This window comes from Kocuria tytonicola (assembly GCF_003687455.1).
In the GTDB taxonomy this organism is placed as follows: Bacteria; Actinomycetota; Actinomycetes; order Actinomycetales; family Micrococcaceae; genus Kocuria; species Kocuria tytonicola.
On the sequence record NZ_PHOA01000067.1, the window covers coordinates 1 to 13,573 of the forward strand.

At 72.6% G+C, this 13,573-nt stretch carries 11 protein-coding genes and 2 tRNA genes; 2 read left to right on the top strand and 11 right to left on the bottom strand.

The genetic code is table 11. The features are described 5' to 3' along the window. A partial coding sequence (locus tag CWC38_RS08165; RefSeq protein WP_240625166.1) for a DUF3515 family protein occupies positions 1-668 on the top strand: 668 nt, incomplete at its 5' end. Here the strand turns inward: CWC38_RS08165 and CWC38_RS08170 are convergent. The 7 genes from CWC38_RS08170 to leuC form a co-directional block, all read right to left on the bottom strand. Further along, the gene (locus CWC38_RS08170; RefSeq protein WP_121846288.1) at positions 659-1,747 is read right to left on the bottom strand and encodes a sulfite oxidase; all 1,089 of its coding nucleotides are present in this window, start codon (positions 1,745-1,747) and stop codon (positions 659-661) included. The two genes, CWC38_RS08165 and CWC38_RS08170, sit on opposite strands and share 10 nt — an antisense overlap. A 44-nt stretch (positions 1,748-1,791) precedes the next feature. Continuing rightward, the gene (locus CWC38_RS08175; protein WP_121846289.1) at positions 1,792-2,943 is read right to left on the bottom strand and encodes a D-alanine--D-alanine ligase family protein; all 1,152 of its coding nucleotides are present in this window, start codon (positions 2,941-2,943) and stop codon (positions 1,792-1,794) included. Next, a complete protein-coding gene (locus CWC38_RS08180) occupies positions 2,940-4,010 on the bottom strand; it encodes an NAD(P)H-dependent glycerol-3-phosphate dehydrogenase (protein ID WP_121846290.1) in 1,071 nt (356 codons plus the stop codon). Before CWC38_RS08180 ends, CWC38_RS08175 begins: the two co-directional genes overlap by 4 nt. Beyond that, the gene (locus CWC38_RS08185; RefSeq protein ID WP_121846291.1) at positions 4,007-4,870 is read right to left on the bottom strand and encodes a lysophospholipid acyltransferase family protein; all 864 of its coding nucleotides are present in this window, start codon (positions 4,868-4,870) and stop codon (positions 4,007-4,009) included. The genes CWC38_RS08180 and CWC38_RS08185 overlap by 4 nt, the downstream gene beginning before the upstream one ends. Before the next feature lie 100 nt (positions 4,871-4,970). Next, positions 4,971-6,290, bottom strand: a complete 1,320-nt coding sequence (gene murA / locus CWC38_RS08190) for a UDP-N-acetylglucosamine 1-carboxyvinyltransferase (protein ID WP_121846292.1) — start codon at positions 6,288-6,290, stop codon at positions 4,971-4,973. Between the two features lie 97 nt (positions 6,291-6,387). Next, positions 6,388-6,987 (bottom strand): 3-isopropylmalate dehydratase small subunit, encoded by a 600-nt coding sequence (gene leuD, locus CWC38_RS08195; RefSeq protein ID WP_121846293.1) that lies wholly within the window; start codon positions 6,985-6,987, stop codon positions 6,388-6,390. A 106-nt stretch (positions 6,988-7,093) separates the two neighbouring features. Continuing rightward, positions 7,094-8,530, bottom strand: a complete 1,437-nt coding sequence (leuC, locus tag CWC38_RS08200) for a 3-isopropylmalate dehydratase large subunit (RefSeq protein ID WP_121846294.1) — start codon at positions 8,528-8,530, stop codon at positions 7,094-7,096. Between the two features lie 135 nt (positions 8,531-8,665). Between leuC and CWC38_RS08205 the strand changes: the two genes are divergently transcribed. After that, positions 8,666-9,478: an IclR family transcriptional regulator gene (locus tag CWC38_RS08205; protein WP_121846295.1), complete on the top strand. Its 813-nt coding sequence runs from the start codon at positions 8,666-8,668 to the stop codon at positions 9,476-9,478. A gap of 28 nt (positions 9,479-9,506) precedes the next feature. Here the strand turns inward: CWC38_RS08205 and CWC38_RS08210 are convergent, their stop codons facing one another. From CWC38_RS08210 to CWC38_RS08225, 4 genes are all read right to left on the bottom strand, one after another. Further along, the gene (locus tag CWC38_RS08210) at positions 9,507-11,174 is read right to left on the bottom strand and encodes a GTPase (protein ID WP_121846296.1); all 1,668 of its coding nucleotides are present in this window, start codon (positions 11,172-11,174) and stop codon (positions 9,507-9,509) included. Next, entirely contained in the window at positions 11,171-12,925 is a 1,755-nt protein-coding gene (locus CWC38_RS08215; protein WP_121846297.1) for a dynamin family protein, read from the bottom strand. The genes CWC38_RS08210 and CWC38_RS08215 overlap by 4 nt, the downstream gene beginning before the upstream one ends. A gap of 253 nt (positions 12,926-13,178) precedes the next feature. Continuing rightward, positions 13,179-13,251 (bottom strand) — tRNA-Glu (locus CWC38_RS08220). A gap of 160 nt (positions 13,252-13,411) precedes the next feature. Further along, positions 13,412-13,483 (bottom strand) — tRNA-Gln (locus tag CWC38_RS08225). Positions 13,484-13,573: the final 90 nt, after the last annotated feature.

Below are 13,573 nucleotides of genomic sequence, written 5' to 3' on the forward strand. Positions count from 1 at the left end.
GACCCTCCTCCCAGGCGGGTTCGCCTATCCTGGATGCCATGACCTTCCCGCCCAGCACCCCGCTCGAGACGTCTGCGCAGCCCCCGGTGACAGGCTCCGGGACGGGTGGCCACGGCGCGGTGGGACCCCGTGCGGCGCGGGCGGCCCGCGGTGGCGGCCGGGCGACGTCGTCCCCCGGACCACGACGCCGCCTGGCCGCGGGCGCCGCGGCGCTCTCGGGCGTGCCCGCCCTCACCGGCTGCGGTTCCACCGTCACCGCGGAGGGCGCACCCCACGCGACCGACCCGGCGTGCGCGTCCGCCATGCTCGCCATGCCCGCCGACGTGAGCGATCTCGAGCAGCGGGAGACCTCGAGCCAGGGCACCACCGCGTACGGGGACCCGTCCGCCATGATCGTGCGCTGCGGCGTGGAGCCCCCCGGGCCCACCACGAACCCCTGCACCTCCGTGAACGGGGTGGACTGGCTGATCTCCGAGGTGCCGGACGAGAAGAACCAGTGGCGCGCCGTGACATACGGCCGCTCCCCCGCCACGGAGGTCCTCTTCGACGGGGACCGCGTCCCGTCCAGCACCGCGCTCGTGGACGCGGGCTCGGCCGTGCAGAACGTGCCGCAGACGGGCAAGTGCCAGTCGGTCAAGGACACGCTGGAGCAGCAGGGTCAGTCCTGAGCACCCACCCGCACCTGCACGCGCGCCCACGAGTTGTTGGCGTAGCCCTTGGGGTTCCACAGCGCGCCCGCTGACTCCGGCTGGCACGCCCCCGTGGTGTCCCACGCGCGGGCCAGCAGCGTGCGGCGCCCGGGGGTGCCGAGCTCGAGCGAGGCCTGCCAGTGCCGCCAGGCCCAGGCAGAGGCGGCCTCCGCCAGGTCGGCCTGCACCCAGGTGGCTCCGCCGTCGCCGCTCACGTCCACGCGGGCGACGCCGCGGTCCTCCCCCGCGTGCGCGTAGCCGCGCACGCGCACGGGCCCCGGGGAGACCCGCTCACCGGGTTCGGGCGTGAGGATGTCACAGTTCAGGGCCACGGGTCCGAGGGAGATCCCGTCCCCCGGCCCGGCGGAGTCCGGATCCGTCTCCGGCGGCAGGAGCCGGTAGGACGTGGCCTGGAACCAGTTCGCGGAGGGGTCCGTGCGCACCGTGATGCGCTCGACCCACTTGACGCTGCGCGCCCCGATCCAGCCGGGGACCACCACTCGCACGGGGCCGCCGTGCACCCGCGGCAGGGGGTCACCGTCCATGGCCCACGCGAGCAGCACCTCGTCCGCGAGCGCCTTCCCGAGGGGCACCGAGCCACCGTAGCGCTGGGGCGGGTCCGCGAGGTCGGAGACGTCGGGGGCCTCGAACTCCACGTGCGCCGCGCCGTCGCGCAGCCCCGCCGAGCGGAGCACGTCCCCGAGCCGGGCGCCGGTCCAGCGCGCGGTGGAGGTGGCTCCGGGGCCCCAGGGGTCCTCACCCGGAATGTCCTCCACGGGGAGGAAGCCGCTGCGCCGGTTGCCCGCGCACTGCAGGGTGGCCACCACCTCGTGGTGCGCGAAGTTCTCCGTCAGCTCGGCCAGCGTGAGGCGGGCCGGGGACTCCACGAGTCCGCCCACCGCCAAGGACCAGGTGCGCTCGTCCACGTCCGGGACGGGGCCGTGGTTGCGCACGTAGAAGGACGCCGCCCCGGTGATCGGTGCGAGCAGGCCTTCCCGCGAGGTCTCGGCGTTGTAGGGGTCGCGCTCGTGCACGATCATCCCGGTCTTGTGCCACATGGCGTTCCTCCCGGTGCGGGTCCCCGCCTCGGGGCGGCTGCGCGTCAGCGTAGACCCACGGGCCGTTCCAGCGCCAGGGTGATCAGCTCGTCGATCAGCGCGCTGTACTCGATGCCCGAGGCCGCCCACATGCGGGGGTACATGGAGATGGGAGTGAACCCGGGCATCGTGTTGATCTCGTTGATGACCACGCGCTCGTCATGGGTCACGAAGAAGTCGCAGCGGGAGAGGCCCTCGCCATCCACGGCGTGGAAGGCCCGCACGGCCTCGCGGCGCAGCGTGTCGATGACCTCCTCCGGCAGCCGCGCCGGGCAGGAGAGCGTGGCGCCGTCGTTCTCCACGTACTTGGCCTCGAAGTCGTAGAGCGCGTGGCCGTGGACCTCGATCTCCCCGGGAAGTGAGGCCCGGGCCTCGTCCGTGCCGTGCCCGCCGAGCACCGCGCACTCGATCTCGCGGCCCTCGATCTCGGCCTCCACCACGAGCTTGAGGTCGTGCTCGCGCGCGCTGGCGATGGCGGCGTCCAGCTGCGAGGGGTCGTCCACGCGGGTGATGCCGAAGGACGAGCCGGCGCGCGCGGGCTTGACGAACACCGGGAACCCCAGCTCGGCCACGCGCTCCCGCACGCCCTGCGGGTCGGTGCGCCACGTCCGGTCGTGCACCACCGTGTAGGGGCCCACCTCCAGCCCCGCGGCCTCGAACGCGAGCTTCATGAAGTGCTTGTCCATCCCGATCGCGGACGCGGCCACACCGCACCCCACGTAGGGCAGGTCCGCGAGCTCCAGCAGACCCTGCAGGGTGCCGTCCTCCCCGAACGGACCGTGGAGCAGGGGGAAGACCGCGTCCACGTGGCGCCCACGGGACAGCGGAGCCCCGTTCTCGGCGGTGTCGTGGATGAGCAGTCGGCTGTCCCCGGTCTGCAGCGGGAGGCTCACGCGGTGCGTTCCCACGGGCAGCTGCGCCATCGGGTGCTCGTCCAGCAGGGCCTCGAGCTCTTCCTGGGAGCACAGGAACCACGCGCCGTCCGTGGAGATGCCCACGCTCACCACGTCCCACCGCTCCCGGTCGATCGCGCGCAGCACGGACCGGGCGGTGATGAGCGAGATGGAGTGCTCGGAGGATCGCCCGCCGAAGACCACGGCGACGCAGGGTTTGCTGCCCTCGGCCGTGGCCTCCGGGTTCTCGTGGCTGGTGCTCATGCGCTGTTCCCTTCGGATCTCAGGTCGCGGCCCAGCAGCCGGGGGGCCAGCTCCTGGACGGGGATGTCGTTGCGCAGCACGCCCACCACGGCTTCCGTGATGGGCATGTCCACGCCGTGGCGGCGGGCCAGCTCCAGCACCGCCGGCGCGGACTTGATGCCCTCGGCGGTCTGGGTCATGGCGTCCTGCACCTGGGCGAGCGTGAGCCCGGACCCCAGGAGCCTGCCGGCCGTGTGGTTGCGGGAGAGGGAGGACGAGCACGTGGCCACGAGGTCCCCCATGCCGGAGAGCCCGGAGAGCGTGGACGTGCGGCCGCCCAGGGCGGTGGCCAGCCGCGTGGTCTCCGCGAGCCCGCGAGTCATCACGGAGGCCCTGGAGTTGTCCCCGTACCCGCGCCCGTCGCAGATGCCCACGCACAGGGCGATCACGTTCTTCACGAGCCCGCCGATCTCCGTGCCCACCACGTCCGTGTTGGTGTAGGGGCGGAAGTAGGGCGCCGCGCAGCAGCGGGCCACCCACGCGGCGGTCTCGTGCTCGGGGGCGGCCACCACCGACGCCGTGGGCTCCTCCCGGGCGATCTCCATGGCCAGGTTCGGCCCGGAGAGCACGCACGTGCGCCGTGCCCACTCCTCGGCCGTCGCTTCCGTGCACTGCCCGAGAACCTCCGCGACCACCTGCGTCATGCGCAGACCCGTCCCCGTCTCCAGCCCCTTGGCCAGGGACAGCACCACGGCGGCCGGTTCGAGGAAGGGTGCAGCCACCACGAGCTGCTCCCGCAGGGACTGGGCGGGAATCGCGGTCACCACGAGCTCGGCACCGCGCAGTGCACTCTCCAGGTCGCTCGAGAACTCCAGGGCCCCCGGAAGCTCCACTCCCGGCAGGTAGCGTTCGTTGCGGCCCTCCCTGGTCAGCGCGGCCATGGACTCGGGGGTGCGCCCCCACAGGCACACGGTGCGCTGCGCGCCCGCGTCCGCGGCGGCGTCGGCCAGGACCTTGGCGAAGGCGGTCCCCCAGGACCCCGCGCCGAGGACCGTGATCCGGCGCGGCTCCTCGCGCGGCGCGCTCACGGGGCCACGCTCCCGCCGGCCGAGCTGGGTTCGTCGCCGGGGTCGGTCTCGCCCGGTGCGCGGGCGGCGTCGTCCTCGGACGCCGCCCCCGCCGTTGCCGCCGCTGCGCCGCCGGACGACGACGCCGCGCGGTCGGCGCGCGGGTCCATCAGGTCCCGGGGGGCGGGCTCGCCGCGCAGCTCACCGAGCAGCTCGGCCACGGCCGCCATGATGACGGTGGTGGCGTGCGCCAGCTCGTTCGCGGTGGGGTGGCCGGGGTGCGCCAGCCCGCCCGGGACGAGGTCCTCGGCGTGCAGGGGCGTCCCCACGACGCCGTGCACGCGCTTGGGCGGGAACGGGTGCGCGGTGCGGTGGCCCTCGGGGTCGCGGTAGAGGATCTCCTGGTCCCCCCAGTGCGCCACGGGCACCACCGGGACGCCCGCCTGCAGCGCGAGCCGCGCGGCGCCGGTGCGTCCGCGCATGGGCCACATGCGCGGGTCCCGGGTGATCGTGCCCTCGGGGTAGACGATGACGGCACCGCCACTGTCCAGCTCCGTGAACGCGGCGTCCAGCGAGTCCTTGGCGCGCGAGGTGCCGCGGTACACCGGCACCTGCCCGATCCGGGACAGCAGCCTGCCCACCACGGGAATCCGGAACAGGGACTCCTTGGCCAGGAAACGCGGCATGATCCCCGCCCTGTAGACCGCGTGGGCCACCACGATGGGATCCAGCTCCGTGAGGTGGTTGGCGGCCACCACGAACCCGCCCGCGGCCGGGAAGTTCTCCGTGCCCCGCCAGTGCGGGACCGCCAGGGAGCGGTAGACGGGGACGATCCCGGCCGCGAGGACCCGGAACGTGGATCGCTGGGATGTTCTGCTCATGCGGGCTTCCACTCCTCCAGGAACGGGGCACGACGGTGCGGGGCGCTGCGCCCCTGGTGACGGCAGGGACTCTCGCCCCCGCGGAGGTCGGCGGCCGCGCTCACCGCTCGTCGATGTCGAAGGTGGCGCCCAGGCCGCTCAGCTTGTCCGTGAAGTGCTCGTAGCCGCGCTTGATCAGCTCCACCCCTGTCACGTGGGAGACGCCCTCCGCGGACAGCGCCGCGATCAGGTGGGAGAAGCCACCCCGGAGGTCCGGGATGTGGATGTCAGTTGCCTGCAGGGGCGTGGGACCGGAGATCACCGCGGAGTGCAGGAAGTTGCGCTGCCCGAAGCGGCACGGTACCGAGCCCAGGCACTCGCGGTGCACCTGGATGACCGCGCCCATGCGGTTCAGTGCCCGGGTGAAGCCGAAGCGGTTCTCGTACACGGTCTCGTGCACGATCGACACGCCCTTGGCCTGGGTCAGCACCACCACCAGCGGCTGCTGCCAGTCGGTCATGAACCCGGGGTGCACGTCCGTCTCCACGATGAGCGGGTTCAGGTCACCGCCCGGGTGGTAGAAGCGGATGCCGTCCTCGCGGATGTCCAGCCCGCCGCCCACCTTCCGGAAGGTGTTGAGGAAGGTCATCATGTCCGCCTGCTTGGCGCCGGCCACGAAGATGTCCCCGCCGGTGGCCAGGGCCGCGGAGCCCCAGGATGCGGCCTCCATGCGGTCCGGCAGCGCGCTGTGCACGTAGCCCTTGAGCTCGGGGACACCCTCGATGCGGATCACACGGTCCGTCTGCACGGTGATGAGCGCGCCCATCTTCTGCAGGATCGCGATCAGGTCCATGATCTCGGGCTCGGTGGCCGCACCCCGGAGCTCGGTGTGGCCCTCGGCGCGGGTGGCGGTGAGCAGCACCTGCTCGGTGGCACCCACGGACGGGTAGGGCAGGTCGATCTTGGCACCCTGCAGTCCGTGCGGGGCGCTCATGCGGATCCCGGACTCGAGCTTCTCCACCTTGGCGCCGAAGTTGCGCAGCACTTCCAGGTGGTAGTTGATGGGCCGGTCCCCGATCCGGCAGCCGCCGAGGTCCGGGATGAAGGCCTCGCCCAGGGCGTGCAGCAGCGGGCCGCACAGCAGGATGGGGATCCGGGAGTCCCCGGCGTGCGCGTCGATGTCCGCGTGACGGGCCCGCGTCACGTTGGTGGGATCGAGCGTGAGGCGGCCCAGGGCGTCGTCGCGCGTGACGTCCACACCGTGCAGGGACAGGAGGCTCGTGACCACCTTGACGTCCTTGATCTCCGGCACGTTGCCCAGCGTGGAGGGGGTGGAGCCGAGCAGGGCGGCGACCATGGCCTTGGGGACGAGGTTCTTGGCGCCGCGAACCGTCACCTGACCCGACAGCGGAACTCCGCCGGTGATGCGCAAAGAAGTCATGACCTACCGATCTGGGGGAAGCGATCTCCCGTGGGCGGAATGCGCACGGGACCTCAGCATTCTACCGGCCCCGAGCGCTTCACGGTCCAGTCGCCGCTCAGGTTCTGGCCGGGAGCGTGGTGGGCTTGAACCCCGGGCGGCGCTGCTCGTACGCCTCGACGTCCTCCTCGTGCTGCAGCGTGAGACCGATGTCGTCCAGGCCCTCCATGAGGCGCCACCGCGTGTAGTCGTCGATCTGGAAGGGCACGGTCACCGCGCCGCACGACACGGTGCGGGACTCGAGGTCCACGGTGAGCTCCACGCCGGGCTGCTCCGCCATGAGCTTCCACAGCAGCTCCACGTCCGACTGCTCCACCTGCGCGGCCAGCAGCCCCTGCTTGCCCGCGTTGCCCCGGAAGATGTCCCCGAACCGGGAGGAGATCACGGCCGTGAACCCGTAGTCCCGCAGAGCCCACACGGCGTGCTCCCGGGAGGAGCCCGTGCCGAAGTCCGAGCCGGCCACCAGCACGGAGGCGTTGCGGTAGGGCTCGCGGTTGAGCACGAACTCGGGGTCCTTGCGCCAGCCCGCGAACAGGGCGTCGTCGAAACCGGTCTTGGTGATGCGCTTGAGGTACACGGCCGGGATGATCTGGTCCGTGTCCACGTTCGAGTGCTTCAGTGGGGCGCCCACTCCGGTGTGGGTGGCGAACTTCTCCATGGTGCTGTCCTTCTCTGCTGCGTCGGTTTCGGGGCGGCGGGCCAGCTACGGGCCGTGCGGCCCCTCGTGCGGGTGGGGCTGCCCCTCGTGCGGGTGGCGCGGGCGCTCAGCCCACGGGTTCGAGGTCGGAGGGAGCACTGAGGGTGCCCCGCACGGCCGTGGCCGCGGCCACCACCGGTGACACCAGGTGGGTGCGTCCGCCCTTGCCCTGGCGGCCCTCGAAGTTCCGGTTGGAGGTGGAGGCGCAGCGCTCCCCCGGGGCCAGCTGGTCCGGGTTCATGCCCAGGCACATCGAGCAGCCCGCGAACCGCCAGTCCGCCCCGAAGTCCGTGAACACGCGGTCCAGGCCCTCGGCCTCGGCCTGCAGCCGGACCTTCGCGGAGCCCGGGACCACCATCATCCGCACGTTCTCGGCCTTGGAGCGGCCCCGGAGGATCTCGGCGGCGGCCCGCAGGTCCTCGATGCGGGAGTTGGTGCACGAGCCCAGGAACACGATGTCCACGGGGATCTGCTTCATGGGCGTCCCGGCTTCCAGACCCATGTACTGCAGGGCGCGGCGGGCGGCGTCCTGGGCGTCCTCCCCCTCGGCCTCCTCCGGGTCCGGGACGGCACGGGACAGCGGCACGCCCTGACCCGGGTTCGTGCCCCACGTGACGAACGGCTCCAGCTCGTCCGCGTCGATGACCACCTCGCGGTCGAACTCGGCGCCCTCGTCCGTGTGCAGGGTGCGCCAGTAGGCCACGGCGGCGTCCCAGTCCTCGCCCTGCGGCGCGTGCGGGCGGCCCTGCACGTAGTCCAGCGTGGTCTGGTCCGGCGCGATCATTCCCGCCCGGGCCCCGGCCTCGATGGACATGTTGCACATGGTCATCCGCGCCTCCATGGACAGCGAGCGGATGGCCGAGCCGCGGTACTCGAGGACGTATCCCTGCCCGCCGCCCGTGCCGATCCTGGCGATCACGGCCAGGATGATGTCCTTGGACGTCACGCCCGGCTTGAGGGTGCCCTCCACGGTGATGGCCATGGTCTTGAACGGGGCCAGCGGCAGGGTCTGGGTGGCCATCACGTGCTCCACCTCGGACGTGCCGATCCCGAACGCGAGCGCCCCGAACGCACCGTGAGTGGAGGTGTGGGAGTCGCCGCACACCACCGTCATCCCCGGCTGCGTCAGCCCGAGCTGGGGGCCAACCACGTGCACGATGCCCTGCTCGGCATCCCCGAGGGAGTGCAGCCGCACGCCGAACTCCTCGCAGTTGCGGCGCAGCGTCTCGATCTGCTTGCGGGAGGTCTCGTCCGCGATGGTCGAGAAGATGTTCTCGGTGGGGGTGTTGTGGTCCTCGGTGGCGATCGTGAGGTCCGTCCGGCGCAGTCCGCGCCCGGCCAGGCGCAGCCCCTCGAACGCCTGGGGGCTCGTGACCTCGTGGAGCAGGTGGAGGTCGATGTAGAGCAGATCGGGCTGCCCGGGTCCGCCGCGGCGGACCAGGTGGTCGTCCCACACCTTCTCCGCCAGGGTCCGCGGTGCGGTGGTGTCCGTGGTGGTGGTCATCTCGTCTCTCCTGCTCGTGCGTCGGCGCCCGGAGTCGGGCACGGGAAGCGCTGTGCGGTCCATGCTCTCCACTGCCCCTCGCCAGTTCCACTCCGCGGACTTGCTTCTCGCATTGTGAGACGGCAGTATCAGAGCATGGACACGACGAACGCGATGGATCCCACCGGCGTGCCCCTGGGCTCGTCCCTGGGCGGACACGGCACGGGCGCACGGCTGCGCGAGGAGTCCACCCACTCCCCCTCCGGCGTGGGTGTCGTGGACAAGGCCGCGCTGATTCTGGACGCCCTCGAGGCCGGCCCGGCCAGCCTGGCGGACCTCGTGGAGGCCACGGGTCTCGCGCGTCCCACCGCGCACCGCCTGGCGGTCGCACTCGCGCACCACCGGTTCGTGGGCCGGGACGTCCAGGGCCGGTTCGTCCTGGGCTCACGTCTCGTGGAGCTCGCCTCCGCCGCGGGTGAGGACCGCCTGATCTCCGCGGCCGCCCCCGTGCTGCTGCAGCTGCGGGACAGCACGGGCGAGTCCTCCCAGGTCTTCCGCCGGCAGGGCGAGTGGCGGGTGTGCGTGGCCTCCGCCGAACGCCCCATCGGGCTGCGTGACACTATCCCCGTGGGCACCCAGCTCTCCATGAAGGCCGGGTCCGCGGCCCAGGTCCTCGTGGCGTGGGAGGACCACGCTCGCCTCATCGAGGGTCTGCAGCACGCACGGTTCTCCGCCACCACGCTCGCCGGCGTCCGACGACGCGGCTGGGCCCAATCCATCGGCGAGCGCGAGTCCGGCATCGCGTCCGTCTCGGCACCCGTGCGCGGCCCGTCCGGGCGCGTGATCGCGGCGGTCTCCATCTCGGGCCCCATCGAGCGGCTGTCCAAGCAGCCCGGTCAGAAGCACGCTGACGTGGTGGTCCAGGCGGCGCGCCAGCTCACGGAGGCCGTGCGGGTCAGCGCGGCCTGACACGGTCCGATCCGGGGCGCATCCCACGTCAGGCGGTCGGCGACGCCGCCCGGTCCAGTGCTGCTGTGAACTCCCGGTGCGCCCGCAGCTCGCGCTCCACAGGAACCTGCACCGTGTCGTGCGCGGTCTCGCGCACGGAGCGCAGCAGGCGGCGTCGGACGGTGCGGGCGCGCACGCGGGAGGCCAGGGACGCGATCACCGCGCCCGTGAGCGCGAGGAACAGCGCGAGCACGACCCCGGCCACGACCATGAGGGTGGGCACCGGCAGCGGGAACCCCTCCACCGTGGGCGGCGGCGGCAGCTGCAGCTGGAAGTAGTCGGCGAGGAAGAGCCCGAGCAGCCACAGCAGGCCCAGCACCGTGACGGCCATGGCGAGCCACTGCAGCACGTCGAACGCGATCCACCACCACGAGGCCCCGCGGGCGGAGAACCGCGTGCGGGCCACTGCCTGGTCCAGGGCGTCCGGCAGGGTCTCCTGGTGGCTGCGGGCCGCCGTGCGCACGCTGCGCCGCCACGGCTCCCCCGCACCTCGGGAGACCTCGTCCGCGAAGCCCCGGACCGCGGAGTCGGCGGAGGCCTTCTGGGAGGCGTTCATGGGAGGCAGGGACGTGCGGTGCACTCCCGGGTCCGAGGTCCTGTCGTGGCTCTCGATGTGCAGCCGCTTCAGGGGGTCCTTCCGGAAGCGCGCGAGCCAGCGCGTGGCGATCCACCCCGTGTGCTTCCCCGCGCGCAGGCGGTAGGAGCGCGCGGCGGCGTCGGCCACCATCTCGACGCCCGCGGCACGGGCGAGGCCCGCGGTCAGCCGCTCGCTCGCATCCCTGTCAATGCCGTGCGGATCACCCTCCCCGGCGGCGTGCGCGAGCTCCGTGGCGGCGTGGACGACGTCCGCCTCGAGGCGCTGACCCGCGGCCGCGCGGCTCGCGGCCACCGAGTGGATCCGGTCCCGCAGCTCGGCGACGCCCTGCCCGGTGAGCGCGGAGACGGCCACCGGAGCGCTCGACCCGGTGGCGGGCAGGCCGTCCTCGGCCACGAGCTCCGCCAGGGACCCCAGCACGGTGGGGACGTCGCGCTCCGCGAGCCGGTCCGCCTGGTTGAGCACCACCATGGTGACCGCCCCGTGGCGCGCGAGCGGCTGGACGAAGTCCTGGTGCAGCACGGCGTCCGCGTACTTCTGCGGGTCCACGACCCACACGACCACGTCCACGAGGCCCACCATGCGCTGCACGATCTGACGGTGCTCCGCCGTCACGGAGTCGAAGTCCGGCAGGTCCAGCAGCACCAGTCCGCCGCTGGCCGTGGAGGCCTTACGACCCCGTCCGGTGGCCACGCTGAGGGCGGGGCCCACCACGCGGCGGTCGGGCACGTCCAACCAGTCGAGCAGGGGCTGGCTGCCCTCCTCCCCCCACACCGCGGCGAGGGGCGCGGAGGTGGTGGGCCGCCGGGCCGCGCTGCGGGCGAGCTCCTGGCCCACCACGGCGTTGAAGAGGCTGGACTTGCCGGAACCGGTGGCCCCGAAGAAGCCCACCACCGTGTGGTCGGCGGACAGTGCGCGGCGCTGGCCCGCCCGGTCCAGGGTCTGCCGGGCCTGGCGCACCACGTCCTCGTCCAGCCGCCCCTCGGCGATCTCGGTGGCCTGCGCCAGGCCGGTGATGCGCTCCGAGAGGGTCACGGTCTCCGTGCGGGAACGGGGGCTCACAGGGCCTCACCCTCCGTGCGCACGCGCTGGGCCGCGGCGTGCAGCTGCTCCGCCGAGGGGTGCTCCCCCAGCTCGTCGATGGTGTCCAGGAACTGCTTCGCCCGGCGGTCGAGCAGTGCCGTGATGCGGGTCTCGAGGTTCTTCCGGGCCTGCTCGCTCATGCGCCGCACGGCGTCCTCGCCGAACACGGCCTCGAGCAGCTTGGTGCCCACCACGCCGGATCCGCCGGCGATGCCCACCTCCAGCCCGGTCAGTCCCCCCGTGGTCGAGAAGACGGCGATCATGAGGATCACGGCCAGGGCGTTGACGCCCAGGGACATGGCCCGGGCCCGCGTGCGCTTGCCCGAACCCTCCTGCTGGATCATGAGCATGACGTCCGACTGCCACGCCCGGATGCTCTCCGCGACCTGCGCGGGGTAGTCCGCCGGCAGCGCCGCCGCATCGCGTCCCGCCAGCAGTACCTGCCCGGCGGGCTCGTCCCGCCACCGGCGTTCCGCCAGCTCCGCGGCCCGCGCGGTGTTCTCCACGACCACGGCCTGCAACCCGGACTCGATGGCCTCTTCCACGCGCACCTCCGGCGCGGGCTGGCCCCTGAAGAACGCCGTCATGCGGTCCCGCACCCGGCCGATCCCTGCCTCCAGCCCGCGGAAGAACTCCCCCGTCCCCACGAAGTCCTGCCAGCGGGCGAGCACCTCGCCGCGCAGCAGCGTGCCGTCCCGGGTGGAGTCCACGATCGCGCGCAGGGCCTCCTCGAAGGACGTGGTGACCTCGCGGCGCAGGTGGTCCTCGGTGCTCTGCTGCGCTGCGACGGCCTCGGCCGTGCGGTCGGTGGTGTCCGCGAGCTCCCGCACGGCCCCGCCGAGCGTGCGGGCCGCGATCTCGGAGCGCGCGTGCGCGTCCGCCCCGAGCTCCGCGAGCCACGAGCGGAGCTCCCCCACGGCCGCGGGCGGGAGCATGCCGAGCTCGTTCAGGGGCGACTCCTGCACCACGAAGACGGGCGCCGCACCGAGCCCTTCCTGGGCCAGCATGCGGCGCAGGTCCTCCTCGATCTCCGCCGCCGACGCCGCCTGCACCCGGTCCAGGACCACGGCCACCGTGATGTCGCGCCCCGCCGCGTTGCGCAGCAGCTGCCACGGCACGGCGTCCGCGTAGCGGTTGGCAGTGGTCACGAACAGCCACAGGTCCGCGGCGGAGAGCAGCTGGGCGGCCAGCGCCCGGTTCTCGTCCGAGATCGAGTCCACGTCCGGGGCGTCGAGGATCGCGAGACCCTCGGGGATGTTCTCGTCCCCGAGCAGCACGAGGGAGCTCGTGTCCTCCACCGGCCCCGCGCCGTCGGCACCGGCCTGCGGGGTCCGGGACGGGTCCGTCAGGGCGCCGCGCACCCGGGCGAGGTGCGGGAGGACGCGCTGGGTGGTGCAGGCCCCGGCATCCCGGGGGTGGTGGATCAGCAGCGGCCGGCGCGTGGTGGGCCGAATGGCCCCGGAGCGGGTGACGGGGTGGCCCACGAGGGCGTTGACCAGTGTGGACTTGCCCGCCCCCGTGGACCCGCCCACCACAGCGAGCAGCGGGGCGTCCAGCGAGCGGACACGGGGCAGGACGTAGTCGTCCAGCTGGGCCACGGCGCGGGCCGCCAGCTCACGCTGCTGCGGCGCGCTGGCGGTGGCCAGCGGGAGCGTCGTGGCCCGGAGCAGCTCACGGGTCTGCTCGAGGGCGTCGATCAACGGCACTGCGGGCGCGTTCTCAGTGTTCACACGGTCATTGTGCCAGCACCTCCGAGGCACGCTGTTTCGGTGCCACGGCCTCGGGGAGGAAGTGGAGGTCGCCAGCCCGCTTCGGAACGGGCAAAGGGCCCGGAGGAGTGCACGTCGGGCTGCGGAAGGCCTGTACGTGGAGGCAGGCCGCGCGGAGGGCACCTCGCCCTGCGACCCGGCCCGTAACGGACTGTGATGTGCACCGGGCATGCGAAAAGCCCCGGCTTCCGTGGAAACCGGAGCTTTCAGCGCGTGACCCCAGCGGGATTCGAACCCGCGTTACCGCCGTGAGAGGGCGGCGTACTAGGCCGCTATACGATGGGGCCGTGTACTTTCAGTGGAGAATCCAGAAGATTTTCTGTGTCCTCCGCGTTGACGCACCAAACAGTAACATCAACACCGTGTCTCACCAATTCGGCATGCGGCCGGTGGTTCGACGTGCTGCGCATGCCTCGGCGTGACCGCTCGATGACAGTGCGACTAGCGCTGGGATACCAGGACTCGAACCTAGAATGACGGTACCAGAAACCGTTGTGTTGCCAATTACACCATATCCCACTGGTTTCGCCGCGCTCCGGGCTGTCCCGGAACTGCCGCGCAACGAGCAGTAACTATACCTTCGTCCGGCCGCGATGCCAAACCCCGCCC

Bases quoted from the DNA above. Each gene is read 5' to 3' on its own strand.
- CWC38_RS08170 (WP_121846288.1), bottom strand. From the start codon at position 1,747: ATGTGGCACAAGACCGGGATGATCGTGCACGAGCGCGACCCCTACAAC.
- CWC38_RS08175 (WP_121846289.1), bottom strand. From the start codon at position 2,943: ATGAGCACCAGCCACGAGAACCCGGAGGCCACGGCCGAGGGCAGCAAA.
- CWC38_RS08185 (WP_121846291.1), bottom strand. From the start codon at position 4,870: ATGAGCAGAACATCCCAGCGATCCACGTTCCGGGTCCTCGCGGCCGGG.
- murA (WP_121846292.1), bottom strand. From the start codon at position 6,290: ATGACTTCTTTGCGCATCACCGGCGGAGTTCCGCTGTCGGGTCAGGTG.
- leuD (WP_121846293.1), bottom strand. From the start codon at position 6,987: ATGGAGAAGTTCGCCACCCACACCGGAGTGGGCGCCCCACTGAAGCAC.
- leuC (WP_121846294.1), bottom strand. From the start codon at position 8,530: ATGACCACCACCACGGACACCACCGCACCGCGGACCCTGGCGGAGAAG.
- CWC38_RS08205 (WP_121846295.1), top strand. From the start codon at position 8,666: ATGGACACGACGAACGCGATGGATCCCACCGGCGTGCCCCTGGGCTCG.